Source organism: Aquimarina brevivitae (assembly GCF_004216895.1).
Classification (GTDB): domain Bacteria; phylum Bacteroidota; class Bacteroidia; order Flavobacteriales; family Flavobacteriaceae; genus Aquimarina; species Aquimarina brevivitae.
In genome coordinates this window covers 407,546-423,217 of sequence record NZ_SGXE01000001.1, presented here as the reverse complement: position 1 = coordinate 423,217, position 15,672 = coordinate 407,546, and the positions used below count along the sequence as shown (strand labels likewise).

Below are 15,672 nucleotides of genomic sequence, written 5' to 3'. Positions count from 1 at the left end.
GTTTTCAAGCGTAATTGTTACACAAAAATTAGATAAAAGTCTATTAATTTTTAATACTTACTTATTCTTTTTCTTTATACTCGGCGATATAGTATTTTTAATATTACGAGATACGTTGGAAACCAGAAAATGGACGAAAATTATTTCAATAATCATTCCTTCAATCCTATCATCCGTTATTGCTCATTACTTGAATCTATTTTCAAAACCTATGTTAATATTTTTATTAATTTTTATCTCAAGCATATTGTTTAGCCTTCTATTTATAAAAAAAATTAAATTGTCCGATTATTTTAGATTATGATAAAAATAAGTAGCCTACATAAAAGATTTAAAAACAGTCAAGTTTTAAAGGGTGTTAATTTGAATATTGAAAAAAGTTCAATTCACGTTATTTATGGCAAAAATGGTGCGGGTAAATCCACCCTATTGAATTGTGTTTGTGGTTTAATAAAGCAAGATTTAGGCAAAATCGAGTTTCAAAATATAGATAAAAATAGGTTGGGAATCGTTTTAGGAAATCATATGCTTATCAATAAATTAACAGCAAAGGAGTATTTAAGATTAGTTTGCGAATTGAAAAAAATTGATAAAGACTTGTACGTAAAGAAGATAGATTACTTTTTTAAAAAACTAGCTTTTGGTGATGAATGTAATACTTTAATTGAAGATTTGTCTAAAGGAACGAAAGCTAAGTTAAACCTAACGGCATCAGTTATACATCAACCAGAATTATTAGTTCTAGATGAGCCTTTCGCAGGATTAGATCTGAATTCTTTAGACCAAACCTTAGATATTATAAAAGAGCAATCAAATAATGGATGTACTGTAATATTAAGTACACATCGAACGGATTTTTTATCCTCAATAATGGATAAGCTATCGATTTTAAAAGATGGTAAAATAGATAGAACTTATGATTCTACTTTTTTCGCAGGAATGCAAGAGGATTCAATTTCGGACTTCTTAAAGAAACAAATTTAAAATTTATGAAATCAATATATTATTTTCCAGTTTTAGTACTGATTACATCCATACTTACGCTTTTTTTTAATCTCAGTATGGACATGAATACTTTGGTATTCAATAGCTTATCAGATAAACTTACCCAAGAACAAGTTGTTGAAATAATGGATTCCAGCCAAAAATGGCAATGGTTAGGATATGTTTTACTACCCTTGATTTTATTACTAAAAATAGCTGTAATTACCGCAGTACTTTATATGGGAATATTCTTTTTCGAAAAGAAAATCACATATAAGCGACTATTTACAATCGTAACGAAAGCGGAGTTTGTTTTTGTACTCTTTGGATTGGTCAAATTATTATGGTTTGTATTCCAAGATGGCTATACTTTAGAAGATGTACAAAGCTTTTATCCATTATCAGCACTCAATGTCATAGGCTATCAGGAATTACAGCCCTGGTTTGTGTATCCTTTTCAAACGCTGAATCTTTTTGAATTAGCATATTGGATCATTTTAGCCTGGTTATTAAGTAAGGAAATCCAAAGCACCACAGATAAGGCATTAAAAATTGTAGCCAGTAGCTATGGTTCTGCATTATTGATATGGGTAGTAGCTGTGATGTTTTTTACCCTAAATATGAGCTGAGTTGATGACAAATGTATGGTATTACAAGACTTAGAATAAAGTATTATCAATCGCTACAGATTAATCATTTTCCACATTAGGTTTCAAGAAGTCTTTTAAAAACCAAAAATTTACGGATGAAATGAGCCATAACAATTCTTAATACTGGCCTAGGTGAGTATTGGCGAATACCATCTGAACATTAAAAATCTATAAACATAAACAGATGAAATTATATCTTAAAACAACAGTGGTTGTTTTAGGGCTATGGCTTCTATGCTTTTTAGGATATCAGGTATATGCTAAGATGCAGTATAAACAAGAAGTCGAAGCCGCCCTAAAAACAATACCGGATTTTTCCTTTGAGACTCTTGAAGGCAAAACTTTTACCCAAAATAATCTTGATACTGATCAGCCCACTGTTCTGATTTATTTTAACAGTGGTTGTGACTATTGTCAGCACGAAGCACAATCTATAGAGCAGCATATAGATGCTTTTAAAAATGTACAGCTTGTTTTTGTTTCTTATGAAACTAAAGAAGCTATTCAACAATTTTCTAAAACATATAAACTCAACAATTATGATAACATTATTTTATTATCTGATACACGAGATGATTTTGCCAATCGTTTCGACGCTACTTCAATTCCTTACCTTTTAATATATGATAAGGATAAAAAACTAATTGCTAAACATAAAGGTCAGTTGAGGGCAGAAAGCATCATTGAAATGTTGAATCTATAAAATCACAGTCAGATGAAACTAAAACCATTACATCTAAAACAACTTCAAAAAACCTTTGTGCTTCAACAAGATCAGAGTGATTGTGGAGTGGCTTGTCTGTTGTCCCTCATTAATTTTTATGAAGGAAGCAATACGCTTGAAAAACTCAGAGAATTAAGCGGAACAACTAAACAAGGTACAACACTTCTCGGATTGTTTCAATCCGCAAATCAATTAGGGTTTACAGCAGAAGGTTGTGAAGCAGATATACAGGCACTAATTGATCACGGAGCACCTGTAATTCTGCATGTAACGATTGAAGACAGGTTACAACATTATATAATTTGTTATGGTCATACGGATAAAGGTTTTATCGTTGGCGATCCTGCAAAAGGTGTTTCTTATTACAGTACTAATGAACTTGAAAGTATTTGGAAATCCAAAACCTGCTTAACATTAACCCCAAACGAAGATTTTGTAAAAGAGAAACAAACCAAACTGGATAAAAAGGTTTGGTTTTTAGCGCTCTTAAGACAGGATTATAATTTATTAGGTTTTAGTATTCTATTAGGATTAGCTATTGCAGGACTTGGAATGGTAATGGCAGTATTTTCTCAAAAGTTGATCGATGAGATTTTACCATCAAAGGATTTTAATAAATTACTTACAGGTATAGTATTGGTTGCCTTTCTACTATTGGTTAGGGCTGGTTTTACCAGCTTAAGGGCTTATTTCCTTGTTCGACAAAGTAAAGATTTTAATAACAGGATTATTGATAATTTTTATGATTCACTATTAAGACTTCCCAAGCCTTTTTTTGATACCAGAAAAATAGGTGAACTAGTATCGCGTCTTAATGATACACAACGCATACAAGAAGTCATACAGACGGTATCCAACACGTTTGTAATTAATTTATTAGTATCACTGGTTTCATTGGGTTTCTTATATTATTACTCCTGGGAAACAGGTCTTATTGCCACAGTAAGCTTGCCCTCTTATTTCTTTTTGGTGTATCGGTTTAATTCCAGAATAATTAAAGCACAAAAGGAGGTAATGCAGACTCGTGCCCATAGTCAAAGCAATTATATTGCTACTATGAATGGTATAGGAACGATAAAAAACAACAATAAACAAACGCTGTTTAAACGTATCAATAATTTAATCTATGGAAGGTACCAGAATGAAGTGTTTAACTTGGGTAAAATTAATGTCAGGCTATCACTAATATCCGGAGTTTTTAGTGTCTTATTTATGGTTGGGATTTTGTCTTTTACAGCTCTACAAGTTTATAATGATGCTTTACAACTAGGAGAACTTATGGCAATTTTAGGGATAGCAGGCTCACTATTACCTTCTGTAGCTGGTTTAGCGTTAATAGCTATACCCATCAATGAAGCCAAAGTTGCTTTTGACAGGATGTATGAGTTTGCAGCTATGCAAAAAGAAGAGGCTGGTACTGAAAAGTTAAAAGAATTCAAAGAACTTTCAGTTGAAGAGCTTAGTTTTCGATTTCCGGGGAGAAAACCATTATTAAAAAATATCAGTTTTAAGGTCTGTAAAGGAGAACTCATAGCACTGGTAGGAGAAAGCGGAAGTGGTAAAAGTACAATAGGCCAAATCTTGCAGAAGTTTTATACACCTGAAGAAGGAAAAGTACGGATCAATCAAAGCATAACATTGAAAGATGTTGCCCTAATTAATTGGAGAGATACCATTGGGGTGATAGAACAGGATATTAACTTATTTAATAGTACAGTTTTAGATAATATTGTTTTGGGAGCAGAGGATACCCCTGATAGTGTAGTAAAATTTTGTCAGGAATTTGGTTTTCATCAATATATCCAAAGTTTCCCTCAGGGTTATGCTACTATACTTGGTGAAGAAGGTATCAATTTATCAGGAGGACAAAAACAAATTATAGCCTTAGCCAGAGCATTATACAAAAGGCCACAGCTACTAATACTCGATGAATACACCTCTGCGATGGATAGACGAACAGAACAGTATTCTATGGAATTACTCCAAAGCCTTAAAGACAAGGTTGGTATCGTTTTTATATCACATCGATTACACTCCTTACCTAAAATTGCAGACCGTATTTATGTGATAGAAGAGGGCAGGACTAAATATAACGGTACGCATCAAGCGTTAATGGAGACCTCAAATTTTTACAGTGATTTCTGGAAGGAGATGGAATGTCATATTCCATCACTTATTTCAACATAAAACCTGGCACGTTTTACTTAGAAGGACTGTTATTAGATTTGATCCTTTTAGCTGAGAGATAAAGGAAGCAGCAAGTTAATCCTAAACGGTAGGAATGTGGATTGAGATTAGTGAAATGGATGCAAAATTATAAATTTGAAATAGGAAATATCTAATTAATTATCGCTTTGTTTGTAAGACTTATAGCCAAAATAGTAAACATAAACAGGTGAAAAACGAACATCAACTACTCTTAAAAGTCAGTGAGAATTTTGAAGGCATGCATAACCTTGATATTTTTGATTTACTTCATAAAATAGAGATGATGTTATATTACCTGCCTTCCCCTTTACACAAAGCGCAACTTAAACAAGCTATTGCCGTCAATCTGGGATCGGATAGAGAAATCGACTTCTTTCATTTTACTATACTACCCAGTGGTAACTTTTATGAGTTTTTAACTTCTAATAATTGGTTGCAGATTTATAAGGAACAAAAACGAGCACTAATGCGAGTATTTGGGATTGACATCTATTATTTTAAAACCAAATATGCTCCCTTAGAACTGCTAAAACTTACGCGAAAAAATCTTCTCGAAAACCAGGAAAACACCTCCGAAGAATCCGCGGTAAAATCCTTTTTAGAACAGTATCAACCAACGGGGAAGGATCCAGTTACCAATTGCTTTTTGCTAGTAAAGGTTCGCTAATTTTGCTTATATTCTCGCAATATGTAAATAGATATTCGGTACATTTATTAATTCGTATAACAATCAACAAATCAACACTTATGAAAAAACTAATAGTACTTTGGGCCTTATGCTTATTCGCCTTTATGAGCACCGCTCAAGAGACTACATCAACCGCTAACCACAGGGTTAACTTAACAACCTCTGTCAAAGAGTCGTTTAAAGAAACTATTGACTTCAAACTTGAGCGATTGGAGGATTTTGAAGCCATGGATATCACTCAACTGAATGAATTTGCAGTACCGGGCGCTACAGTAACTATAGCTGTAACGATTAGTTCTACCTATCCTGAGGGGCATTCCGCTCAAATTGAAGGAACCCAGGGGCCAACCAAAATCGAAGTGAGTAGGGCGATTACACATCCCAAAGATGAGATGGTCGAAAAATTTAAAAAACTACGATCTGATCTCATCTCCTATGTCAAGAAAAGTAGTAAAGGATAAGCTAAGGTCTTGACTAAAATTGCCATAAGAGTTGACTTTACTCAGCAATAGGTGAATTATAATAAAGTTATCTTTATTATATATTTTTTTCTAATCTATATGTTTATGTCAAAAAATAAATATTTCTTTTTAGTATTAGTTTTATTATTAACAGCATGTAATCCACCTGAGAAAACTACAACTATTGAAATTTCTACAGCTAGTGAAAACTTAAATGAGGCTGTACTTATAAGACCTATTGATGGAATAATTCTTTGGGATAATAAAAAGGATACCATTTTAGGTACAAAAGGCAATTTTTCTAAGACTGTACTACTTGATAAACCTGAATTTGTGAGGTTGGTTATCGATCAGCTATGGATACCATTACTTATAGAACCGGGCAAATCGTATAAGATTTTGACGGATGGGAAAGAATTTAAATTTGAAGGAGAAAACATTTCCGGAAATAAGTTTTTTGCTAGACTCAAAAGACCTACTAATTATGAATATGAGTATTTCTTTGAAAAAGATTCAAGCTTAATTGATATTAGAAATAAGGTAAACAGATTTAAAAACAAAGAAATAAAGTATTTAGATAGCTTATTTGAGCTAGAAGAGGTCAGTGAATCTTATTATGTGAATATAAGAAGGGATATTGATTATGATTATGCTAATTTATATGTATCAGTATTAAACGCTAAAAGCGCTAAAGGCGTATTAAAAACTCATTACGTAAGATCGAGTATAGATTCAATTTTCAGGGAATATCCAATCAACACAAAACCACTTCCTTTATACTGGAATACTTATGTTGAAAATTATTTAATCTATACGCAAAAGTCAGAACAACTAGCTTCTGGTAAGATTACGTATGATAGTTTACAAAAATTATGGGAAGAGGATAAATTGCATAAACGCAATATAGAAATTATTAAAAATGGTCTACAAGAAGATTTTAGAGAAAAGGCTATAGCTAATTATCTTATGAAAGAAAGTTCTCAGCAAAAGTTTGAAAAGAGTTTGATTGGCTTGTTCAAGGATTTTCAAGATGACTATCCTAAGAGTAACTATTCAAAATATATATTACCAGAAATACAGAAAATAGTTATATTTTATGAAAGAGCCGAATCTCCTTTGTCAGATAACGTTCGTATATTGGAGGAAGAATTCAACACACTTCCTGAATTACTTGAAAAATTTAAAGGTCAAAAATTGTATATAGATGTCTGGGCAACTTGGTGTGGGCCTTGTGTACGAGAATTTGAGAGTATTCCTAAATCTAAAAAGTTACTTGAACAATATAATTACAAGAAGTTATATATTTCTTTCGATAATGCAAAACAGCAAAAAAAGTGGTTAGAAACTATTAAATATTTTGATCTGAAAGGATTTCATTATTTGGCAAATAATAAATTCATCAAGGATTTTTCTGACAAATATTCCTTAATGAAAGGTGGTTATTCAATACCTCAATATTTACTAATTGACGAAAACGGTAACATAATTGCTAAAAATGCTCCAAGACCCTCACAAATTGAACGTTTAGAAAAAACGTTAAAGTCTGATTAGTTGCTTAGTATTCCATAAATATGGTTCAAGTCACGTTTGACGTAGCTTTGACGTAATCTCGACGATAGTAGTCTAGATGAATGGATATAGTTTTGTAGGGAATATAAAAATCTATAACACATGAAACAGGATAATCTGGCGAATCGAATTAAGGAACTAAGAGTACGACATGGGTATTCTCAAGAAAGTTTGGCTAATGAAACTAACTTAGGACTACGGACGATTCAGCGTATAGAGAATGGGGAATCCGTGCCTAGAGGCGATACCCTTCAAAAAATTTCAAAAGCACTTAAGACCTCACCGGATGAATTATTGGATTGGTCCTTAGCAAAGGATAACGGGTTTTTGCTGCTGTTGGCCTTATCACCATTATCATTTTTGATCTTTCCGTTATTAGGTATTATTGTTCCCTTAGTCTTATGGATCACTAAAAGACATAAAATTGAAGGGGTAGATCGCTATGGTAAAAAGATTCTAAACTTTCAAATCACCTGGACGGGATTTTTATTTTTGTTCTATATCTTTTCCATACTTGCGGTGCTAAGAGTGATCCGTGTAGATCTTAGTTTTTTCAATCCACTCGGCCAGATTTCATTGCTTTCTATTGCTTTGGTGTTGTTGGTTGTCAATATTTTGTTTTCAGTGATCAACGCTATCCGAGTTTATAAACAAAAGCGTGTTTGGTATCCAGCCATTCCACTATTGCGATAAATCTAAAATTGTGATGTTATTCCACACTTGATAAAGAATCCAGGGCTCATCTTTTCTATTCCCCCTTTGAAGGGGACGGAGGGATGTAAAAGAAATAGCAGCAACATAAAATGCAGTTATCTAGAGCGTGTGAGTTAGTGAGTATTGGAGTAGTTATGAGTTATGGAGTCCATAGTATTTAGTATTATGTACAGAGTACAAAGTATTAAGTGGGATTTGAGTACGTTAGTTATGTAGAATGTGAAAGATCAAAGTGAGAAAACGTCCTAAGAAATAACTACGTAGAAAATGAAGTGAACGAAACGGTAATGCAAAATTCGTATGGTATAGTATGTATGTACCTATAGATGATAGTAATAATAAAATACCAGATCAAATAATGTGGAGAGGCTTCATTTTGCATAGTGTAGTGAACGATATTTTCAGTAGAAATTTCTTAAGACTAGCGTTTTTTGGTTCTTTTTTGGGCAATGCAAAAAAGAATAAGAAGTTTATGAAAAAGGGTTGTTTTCTCACGCCTGCCTTAGTACTAAGTACGGCGAGCAGTTTGATTCCTTTCTCCCGAAGTCTAGGGATGGACAAGCAAAAGAAATGAATGTATCGTGCACAAAGTACATTAATTCTATCAAATTGAGCCTATCGACTAAGCTATAGTATTAAAACACTAATAATCGAATCAGCTCATTTAAAATGATCTCGTTATTACGTCCTACTATCCAAGCCGTTCGTCACTATAACTAGCCAATCAGAAACGCGTAACAAGAAATCACTAACTAAAAACTACAAACTTAAACCCTACTCTTCCACAACCAATAAATTATCATCAGAGTTACGATCGATCAGTTTATTATACGGGTCGATACCTGCTTTAACGGGTTTTTGGTCCGTAATGATCGTAAAGGTAGTCTCCCCCGGTGCTAGCCATTTGCGTTGCAGATAATAAGGGTTTTTTAGCGGTACCTCTTCCTTATCGGTGATATCTTCTCCAAAAAGTCCAATCTCAATCAGATTTTTTTCTTCGTCCGTGCGTTTCTCTTTTCCGGTATCGTCATAATAGATTTTTTTACTATTGACCGTAAATGTAGTTTCGTAGGTACCGTTATCCAATTGCTTCGTTTTAGCCGCAGTAACGCGGTTTTCATACAATACAATTTTGGTAAACCCATCTTCTACCACATACTTCAAAGAGTCGGGCGTGACTTTATAGATAGCATCGTATAAATTTTCTGAAGTAGGATACACTCCTTTTTCAAAGTTCTTGTATTCCATCAAAAAGTTGCGTAAAGCCGTATTCATCGTAGCTTCTCCGATCAGGTCTTGTATGTCATATACCACCATAGACCCTTTGCGGTACCAGATATGCTGCCCAGTTTCTACATTAAGTAGGGATCGCTCTGGTTTAAAGCTAAACGCGCGACTACGCAGATAGTTGTCTAGCGAATATTTCAAAAAGTTTTTTATCCCATTTTCGCCATACTCCTGTTTCATAGTCATTAAGGACGCATACTCTGCCAGGGTTTCAGAAATGATATTGGCCCCAGAGGTTTTACTGGGCGTTACGATATGCCCCCACCATTGGTGAGCCACCTCGTGAGTAGTGACCCTAAAGGCATAGTTAAAATCCTCTGCCTTATCAAAGTTAGCTGCAAATCCAAAATCTTCGGAGTAGGGGATCGTAGTGACAAACGACTGAGCAAAAGTCGAAAACGCCGGAAATTCCACAATACGAATCACGGAGTTAGGGTATTCATAGAAGTTTTTGGAGCAATACTCCAATGCCACGCGCACCCCTTCAATCATATGATGGATATTTTTGCCGTGCTCTGGGTGATAATATACTTCAATGCTTACTTCTTTGCCACTGGGTGCGATCCAGGAAGATTTTTCAATCTCATAATCGGCAGCAACTACATTAAAAAACAAATCGGTTTTGGACTCCAGGTCATATTGATAATAAGCCCTATCTTCTTTCTCCCAGGAATTAACTAGTTTTCCGGGTGCTAAAGCGATTTGATCTTTACTGGTACTGACCACCGCTTCAAAATCAATGTAGTCCGCATCTTCGTTGAATAAATTTTTCTTTAGTGCGCTAGAATCTGATCTTGACGGGTAAAGGAAATCTAGTTCTTCTAGCTCATATTTTTTGCGGATACCATTATCAAATAGACTACGCTCATAATGGAAACTTGGAAAAATAGTATGGTTAAAAAAGGTTCCATTATGCAAAACTTCTGTTTCTAAACGGTTCGCAAACCCTTTGGTTTCTGCTTGTACTTCAATGGTCAAAGCTGCGGTAGCTTCAGGTTGCAAAGCTTCTGGTAATGTATACAAATAAACACGATGTAGGGTGTCTGCTACGCTAACTTCTAGTTTTTTACCGTTGTAGATAACATTTTTAATTGAAGTATGTTCTCCGGGATATTGTACATTCAACATCAAGGTATCAATAGCCGTGTTATAGGTATTGGTTATGGTGGACTCTCCTTTAGCCTGAATATATCTATCTTTAGGAAACACATCAATATAGGCTTTCAATGCAGTTACTTTAGGATGTGGCTTATCGATAAAGCGATCATATTTTATTTCTTCTTTAGCACTTAGTTCATTAACCACATCACCAGGTTTAATGGTATTGACTACCATAAGGTTATAGTAACTGTACCCTGCAACGCCAATAAAAGATATGGTTACTACTAACAAAGCCAGTACGTTTTTTGGACTTATTCTTTGTTTAGCAATAAGGAGTCGTTCTTTAGCAGAGCTATAAAAACCTCTGGTCCAAAAAAGTTGCCCTATTACCACTAATACTAATGGTAGTAATATCCAATATAAATTCAGCCAGCTAATACCGCTTAAATAATGCCCAAATCCATTAAGGTCACTTAAAAAGAAGGGTATTGTACCCCCCAACATAAATAAAGGATTGGTCGTTTGAAAGATTAAAGTAACGCCTAGGGGTAACCCCAGGTACAGTAAAATGACAATAAAATGACCAAGAAATTTATTGTTGACTAAAACGTGTACAAAAAAGCTGAGTAGGATTACCGTGATAAATCCAGGTAGTACCAATACAAAGTTATAGATCAAATAAGTACCGAGGTCTATGTCAAAATAACCTTGGACAACTTGATATACTACGCCAATAAAAATATTGACCAGCGCTAAAATAATCGCAACAGTTACTAAAGACACAATTTTAGAAAAGTACAGGCTAAAATTGCTTATCGGTAAGGCGTCATAAAATACAAAGGTTTTATTAGCTCGTGTTCGATGTACGGCTTCACCCGCATAGATCACCAGGATAATGACCGAAAATAGCGATAGTGCTCCGGTAACATAAGTAACCACATATCGCGTCAATGGTAGGTTGGGCGTTCCGTAGGTTTCATTCGCTTTAAACACCGTAAATAGCGCAACCAACACGCCGATGATTAATAGAATTAAAAAGATAGGATCTTTAACGATAGATACTACTTCAATCTTAGCTAAGGACCATAGCTTTTTCCTACGGTTTTGTTTACTAAAATCTTGGGTCACCGTGGTCACGCCAGTGGACTTGTAAGGATCCGTATTGGTTTTGGATTTCTTTTTGCCAGTCACCAAAAACTTTTTATAATCAAAGCGGATAACGGTAATCAAAAAGAAAACCAATCCAACGCCTAGCCATAGGATTCGATTGAGTAAAAATTGACCATAAATTGGTAATTGTTGTGTATTGAGTTCATTAATGGACCAGTATTTTTTCACAAAAGAAAACGCTCTTCCGCCAAAAGGATCCAGATATACACTCAACCATTGGTAATCTATATCGGATAATAAATTGCCAGAAATGCTATACAATAAAAACAAGCAAATTCCGCCAAGATAGATGATCGGCATCTTTTTAAAAAATGCCATCAAACAAAAGAAAAGCGAGCCGATTAAGAATGCATTTATCTCTAGCAAAAAGAGAAAAGGCAATAGATAGCTGCTAAGGTTAAATGCGGTATACGTACCATAATCGGGCCGGTCAAGCACTGCACCAATGCTAAAACCAACTATCGCGCCTAGTACAATAAAAATATTGATTAAAGTAACAATTGCAAAACTACCCAAGAAACGTCCTAATACGTAAGATTGCTGCGGAATAGGGAAGGTGAAATACGTTTGTGCCGTTTTATGATCCTGATCGCGATAGATCGGTACTCCCATAATCGCGGCATAAAAAAAGATGGCAATTACAGAAATGGGTCCAATGACACCGACAATATTATTAGGACTGTTAGTAAATTGAGCAGTAGCAGATTGCTCAAATACGGCAATCAAAGCTGCAGCAATAAGTCCTAAAGCCGCATATATCCAGGTTACCGGTCTACGAACGCGGTACTGTAATTCAAACAAAAATAACTCCATCATAGCGCAACCTCCTCTTTTTTGTTTATGGTGTAAAAGTAAAAGTCTTCTAAATTATTGTGTACCGGCTCAAAATCAGCTCCCAGATTGGTTTCACTATAGACATTGATGTATAATTCACCACCGCGTAAGTAACTAGAGAGTACGGTATGTTCCTTTTCATACAATTCCAAAGCGTCTTTTTGGATATGTTTTTTAAATACTTTTTGATTTAATCTCGCGGATAGCTCCTGTGGGTTTCCTTCTGCCAGTACCTGGCCTTCGTTAAAAATCGCCATATTTTGACACAAATTCGTTACATCATCCACGATGTGTGTACTCAAAATCACTACAGCATTTTCACCCAATTCGCTCAACAGGTTATGAAAACGGTTACGTTCCAGGGGATCCAGTCCAGCAGTTGGTTCATCTACAATGATTAGCTTGGGATTTCCTAGTAAAGCCTGAGCAATTCCAAAACGCTGTCGCATACCTCCGGAAAAATCACCCAGATTACGATTTCGGAATTTGTAGAGATTTACCTTGTTGAGTAACTCGGCCACATAGTGTTTTCGTTCGGTTTTATTCGCTATACCTTTTACCTTAGCAATATGATTGAGCATAAGTGCTGCGGTAACTTTAGGATACACTCCAAAATCCTGTGGCAGGTAACCCAATACTTTGCGTAGTTCTTCCGGTTGTTGAAATACATCAATACCATCAAATGTTATACTGCCCGTATCAGCAAGTTGCAAGGTAGCAATGGTACGCATTAAGGTGGATTTACCGGCACCATTTGGTCCTAGTAGACCAAACATTCCTTTATTAATACTGAGGTTCACATTATTTAAAGCCTGAGTGCCATTAGGATAGGTTTTATTCAGGTTTTGGATTGTAAGCATAGCGTTGAGGTTATGATTTTTTAGATAAGTCTGTAAGTGCAATGATTTGTTACAAAAAGAGCGTAATGCTTTTTGAAATCACTTCTATTGGGCGTTACCCCGATCCTGATAACGATCGGCTCGGGGTCGGGCTATTCGCTACAATTCCTCAGCTGAACTATCAGCTTGCGGGATTTTCACTACTATCCCTAACTCGATCATAGAAACGAAGTAGAAAATTACTGATTAATGCAAAACTATTGGTAAAAACTACGATTATCAGGTTAGTTAAGCTATACCATAAAGTTCTTTAGATGTAACAGCTATTTAGTTGCGTGCTTTTTAAGTCCTAAGCAATGACTACGTAGAAAATGATATGAACGGAATGGGAGTGTAAAATTGTCAAGAGTTAATAAGTATAATTTTAATTATACATAAGTTTTAGAGTACCTAGGATTGAACACTGTGATAAAGCTTTATTTTACATAATGGAGTGAATGATATTTTCAGTGGTCATTGGTTAAGACTAGCGTTTTTTGTTTCTTTTTTGGGCGATGCAAAAAAGAATAAAATAAACCAAGAATTGGTTACATCGCCGAACAAAAAACTTCGACAAATAATAACTTATCTTTGCAACATAAAAAAAACAGATTTATTGCTTATGCATTTACTTAGAAGAAACAGAAGACTAAGAAACTCAGAAGCTATACGCTCTTTGGTACGAGAAACGACAATCAGTCCGGCTGATTTTTTAGTGCCTTTGTTTGTCGTAGAAGGAAAAGGTATTCAAGAAGAAATTGCTTCTATGCCGGGATATTATCGCTATAGTTTGGACCTATTGCATAATGAAGTAAAATCCTTATGGGCGATGGGTCTAAAATCTGTACTGTTATTTGTCAAAGTACCCGATAACCTGAAGGATAACAAAGGAACGGAAGCCCTCAATGCTGATGGGTTGATGCAGCGTGCCATAAAAACAGTAAAAGATGCTGTACCCGATATGTTAGTGATGACAGATGTTGCCCTGGATCCATATTCTTCTTATGGCCACGATGGAATAGTAGAAGATGGGTATATCGTTAATGATGCAACTACATCGGTTTTAGCCAAAATGGCGGTTAGTCACGCTAGGGCAGGTGCTGATTTTGTAGCCCCTAGTGATATGATGGATGGGCGTATACTGGCCATCAGAGATTTATTAGAAAAAGAGCAATTCGTCAATACCGGTATCATGAGTTACAGTGCTAAGTATGCATCAGCCTTTTATGGACCGTTTAGAGATGCCTTAGATTCAGCTCCTGGATTTGGCGACAAAAAGACGTATCAAATGGACCCTGCCAATCGCGAGGAAGCGATTAAGGAAACCGTTATGGATATCGAAGAAGGTGCAGATATTGTTATGGTTAAACCTGGTTTGTGTTATCTGGATATTGTTAGAGATCTAAAGAATACTGTCGAAGTACCTATTGCGGTTTATCAGGTAAGTGGTGAGTATGCGATGCTTAAAGCAGCTGCAGAAAAAGGATGGTTGGATCATGATGCAGTGATGCTAGAGCAGGTAACCGCTATAAAAAGAGCCGGTGCCAATATAATTGCTACATATTTTGCAAAAGAGGTCGTAAAACTTCTATCTTAGATAATTAAATAGCAATTATTTTATGGCAAGTGAAGATAGAGTGTATCAAAGTTTTGGGGAATTACTGTACGTTATAGCAATGAGCGACGGGGTTATCCAAAAAGAAGAGCTAGAAAAACTGGATGAAATTTTAAAAGGACACCCTAAGGCTAAAGAAATTCAATGGTCTTTTTTGTATGAGCAGGATAAGAATAATGATATAGAACTATTATATCGCAAGGTTATTGAGGTCTTTGCTGATCACGGTCCTAATGAGGAATATGAATTTATGATCTTTGCCTTAGAAAAATTGGCAGAAGCCAGTGATGGCGTATCAGCGGATGAACAAAAGCGTATTACGAGCTTTTCTAAAGATTTACTGGTTCGCTTTCAAAATGATATCGATAACATTCAACAAAAGTTACAATAATATGCAAAAGTACATACTGTTAATAGGGGTGATCGGCCTGTTATTATCGTGCAAATCTCAAGAAAAGAAAAGTGACGAACAATCCGTAACCATAGGTGGAAAAAGTACGGAACTATCTGCTTCAGAATTGGGTAAAAAATTGTTTAATGGCAAAGGGAAATGCTATACCTGCCATAAATTAGATAAGAAATCAATAGGACCCTCGGTGCAGGCCATGATGAAAATCTACAATGAACAGAATGGCGATATTGTTGCTTTTTTAAAGCAAGAAGCGGATCCCATTGTAGATCCAGAAACCTATACCGTAATGAAAACTAACTTTGCATTGCTCAAAACTTTTAGCGATAAGGAACTTGAAGCCTTAGAGGCTTACATGTATAGTGTCGTTGAGTAAGCCT

At 35.2% G+C, this 15,672-nt stretch carries 13 protein-coding genes; 11 read left to right on the top strand and 2 right to left on the bottom strand.

Annotated features, from left to right (window positions below; translation table 11 throughout):
• The first annotated feature begins 300 nt into the window (after positions 1 to 300).
• The 8 genes from EV197_RS01715 (at position 301) to EV197_RS01680 (ending at position 7,977) form a co-directional block, all read left to right on the top strand.
• Positions 301 to 984, top strand: a complete 684-nt coding sequence (locus tag EV197_RS01715; protein WP_130285009.1) for an ABC transporter ATP-binding protein — start codon at positions 301 to 303, stop codon at positions 982 to 984.
• 5 nt (positions 985 to 989) lie between these two features.
• Positions 990 to 1,613, top strand: coding sequence for a hypothetical protein (locus EV197_RS01710; protein ID WP_130285008.1), 624 nt, complete (start codon positions 990 to 992; stop codon positions 1,611 to 1,613).
• Positions 1,614 to 1,818: 205 nt separating this feature from the next.
• Complete coding sequence (locus EV197_RS01705) at positions 1,819 to 2,337, top strand: TlpA family protein disulfide reductase (RefSeq protein WP_130285007.1); 519 nt, start codon at positions 1,819 to 1,821, stop codon at positions 2,335 to 2,337.
• Positions 2,338 to 2,349: 12 nt separating this feature from the next.
• A complete protein-coding gene (locus tag EV197_RS01700; RefSeq protein ID WP_130285006.1) occupies positions 2,350 to 4,545 on the top strand; it encodes a peptidase domain-containing ABC transporter in 2,196 nt (731 codons plus the stop codon).
• Between the two features lie 208 nt (positions 4,546 to 4,753).
• Positions 4,754 to 5,233, top strand: a complete 480-nt coding sequence (locus EV197_RS01695; RefSeq protein WP_130285005.1) for a hypothetical protein — start codon at positions 4,754 to 4,756, stop codon at positions 5,231 to 5,233.
• A gap of 80 nt (positions 5,234 to 5,313) precedes the next feature.
• On the top strand, positions 5,314 to 5,715 hold the full coding sequence (locus EV197_RS01690; protein WP_130285004.1) for a hypothetical protein: 402 nt from the start codon (positions 5,314 to 5,316) through the stop codon (positions 5,713 to 5,715).
• Between the two features lie 105 nt (positions 5,716 to 5,820).
• Positions 5,821 to 7,266 carry a redoxin family protein gene (locus EV197_RS01685; RefSeq protein ID WP_165388973.1) on the top strand — a complete coding sequence of 482 codons (1,446 nt, stop codon included), beginning with the start codon at positions 5,821 to 5,823 and terminating at the stop codon, positions 7,264 to 7,266.
• Positions 7,267 to 7,386: 120 nt separating this feature from the next.
• Complete coding sequence (locus EV197_RS01680) at positions 7,387 to 7,977, top strand: helix-turn-helix domain-containing protein (RefSeq protein WP_130285002.1); 591 nt, start codon at positions 7,387 to 7,389, stop codon at positions 7,975 to 7,977.
• Positions 7,978 to 8,772: 795 nt separating this feature from the next.
• Here EV197_RS01680 and EV197_RS01675 read toward each other — a convergent pair.
• Together EV197_RS01675 and EV197_RS01670 are read right to left on the bottom strand one after the other, a co-directional pair.
• The gene (locus EV197_RS01675; RefSeq protein WP_130285001.1) at positions 8,773 to 12,372 is read right to left on the bottom strand and encodes an ABC transporter permease/M1 family aminopeptidase; all 3,600 of its coding nucleotides are present in this window, start codon (positions 12,370 to 12,372) and stop codon (positions 8,773 to 8,775) included.
• Complete coding sequence (locus tag EV197_RS01670; protein ID WP_130285000.1) at positions 12,369 to 13,250, bottom strand: ABC transporter ATP-binding protein; 882 nt, start codon at positions 13,248 to 13,250, stop codon at positions 12,369 to 12,371. Before EV197_RS01670 ends, EV197_RS01675 begins: the two co-directional genes overlap by 4 nt.
• A gap of 640 nt (positions 13,251 to 13,890) precedes the next feature.
• Between EV197_RS01670 and hemB the strand changes: the two genes are divergently transcribed.
• The 3 genes from hemB to EV197_RS01655 are packed head-to-tail and all read left to right on the top strand — an operon-like array spanning position 13,891 to position 15,668.
• Positions 13,891 to 14,865, top strand: coding sequence for a porphobilinogen synthase (gene hemB / locus EV197_RS01665; protein ID WP_130284999.1), 975 nt, complete (start codon positions 13,891 to 13,893; stop codon positions 14,863 to 14,865).
• 22 nt (positions 14,866 to 14,887) lie between these two features.
• Complete coding sequence (locus EV197_RS01660) at positions 14,888 to 15,274, top strand: TerB family tellurite resistance protein (RefSeq protein WP_130284998.1); 387 nt, start codon at positions 14,888 to 14,890, stop codon at positions 15,272 to 15,274.
• Position 15,275: 1 nt separating this feature from the next.
• On the top strand, positions 15,276 to 15,668 hold the full coding sequence (locus EV197_RS01655; RefSeq protein WP_130284997.1) for a c-type cytochrome: 393 nt from the start codon (positions 15,276 to 15,278) through the stop codon (positions 15,666 to 15,668).
• Positions 15,669 to 15,672 lie beyond the last annotated feature (4 nt).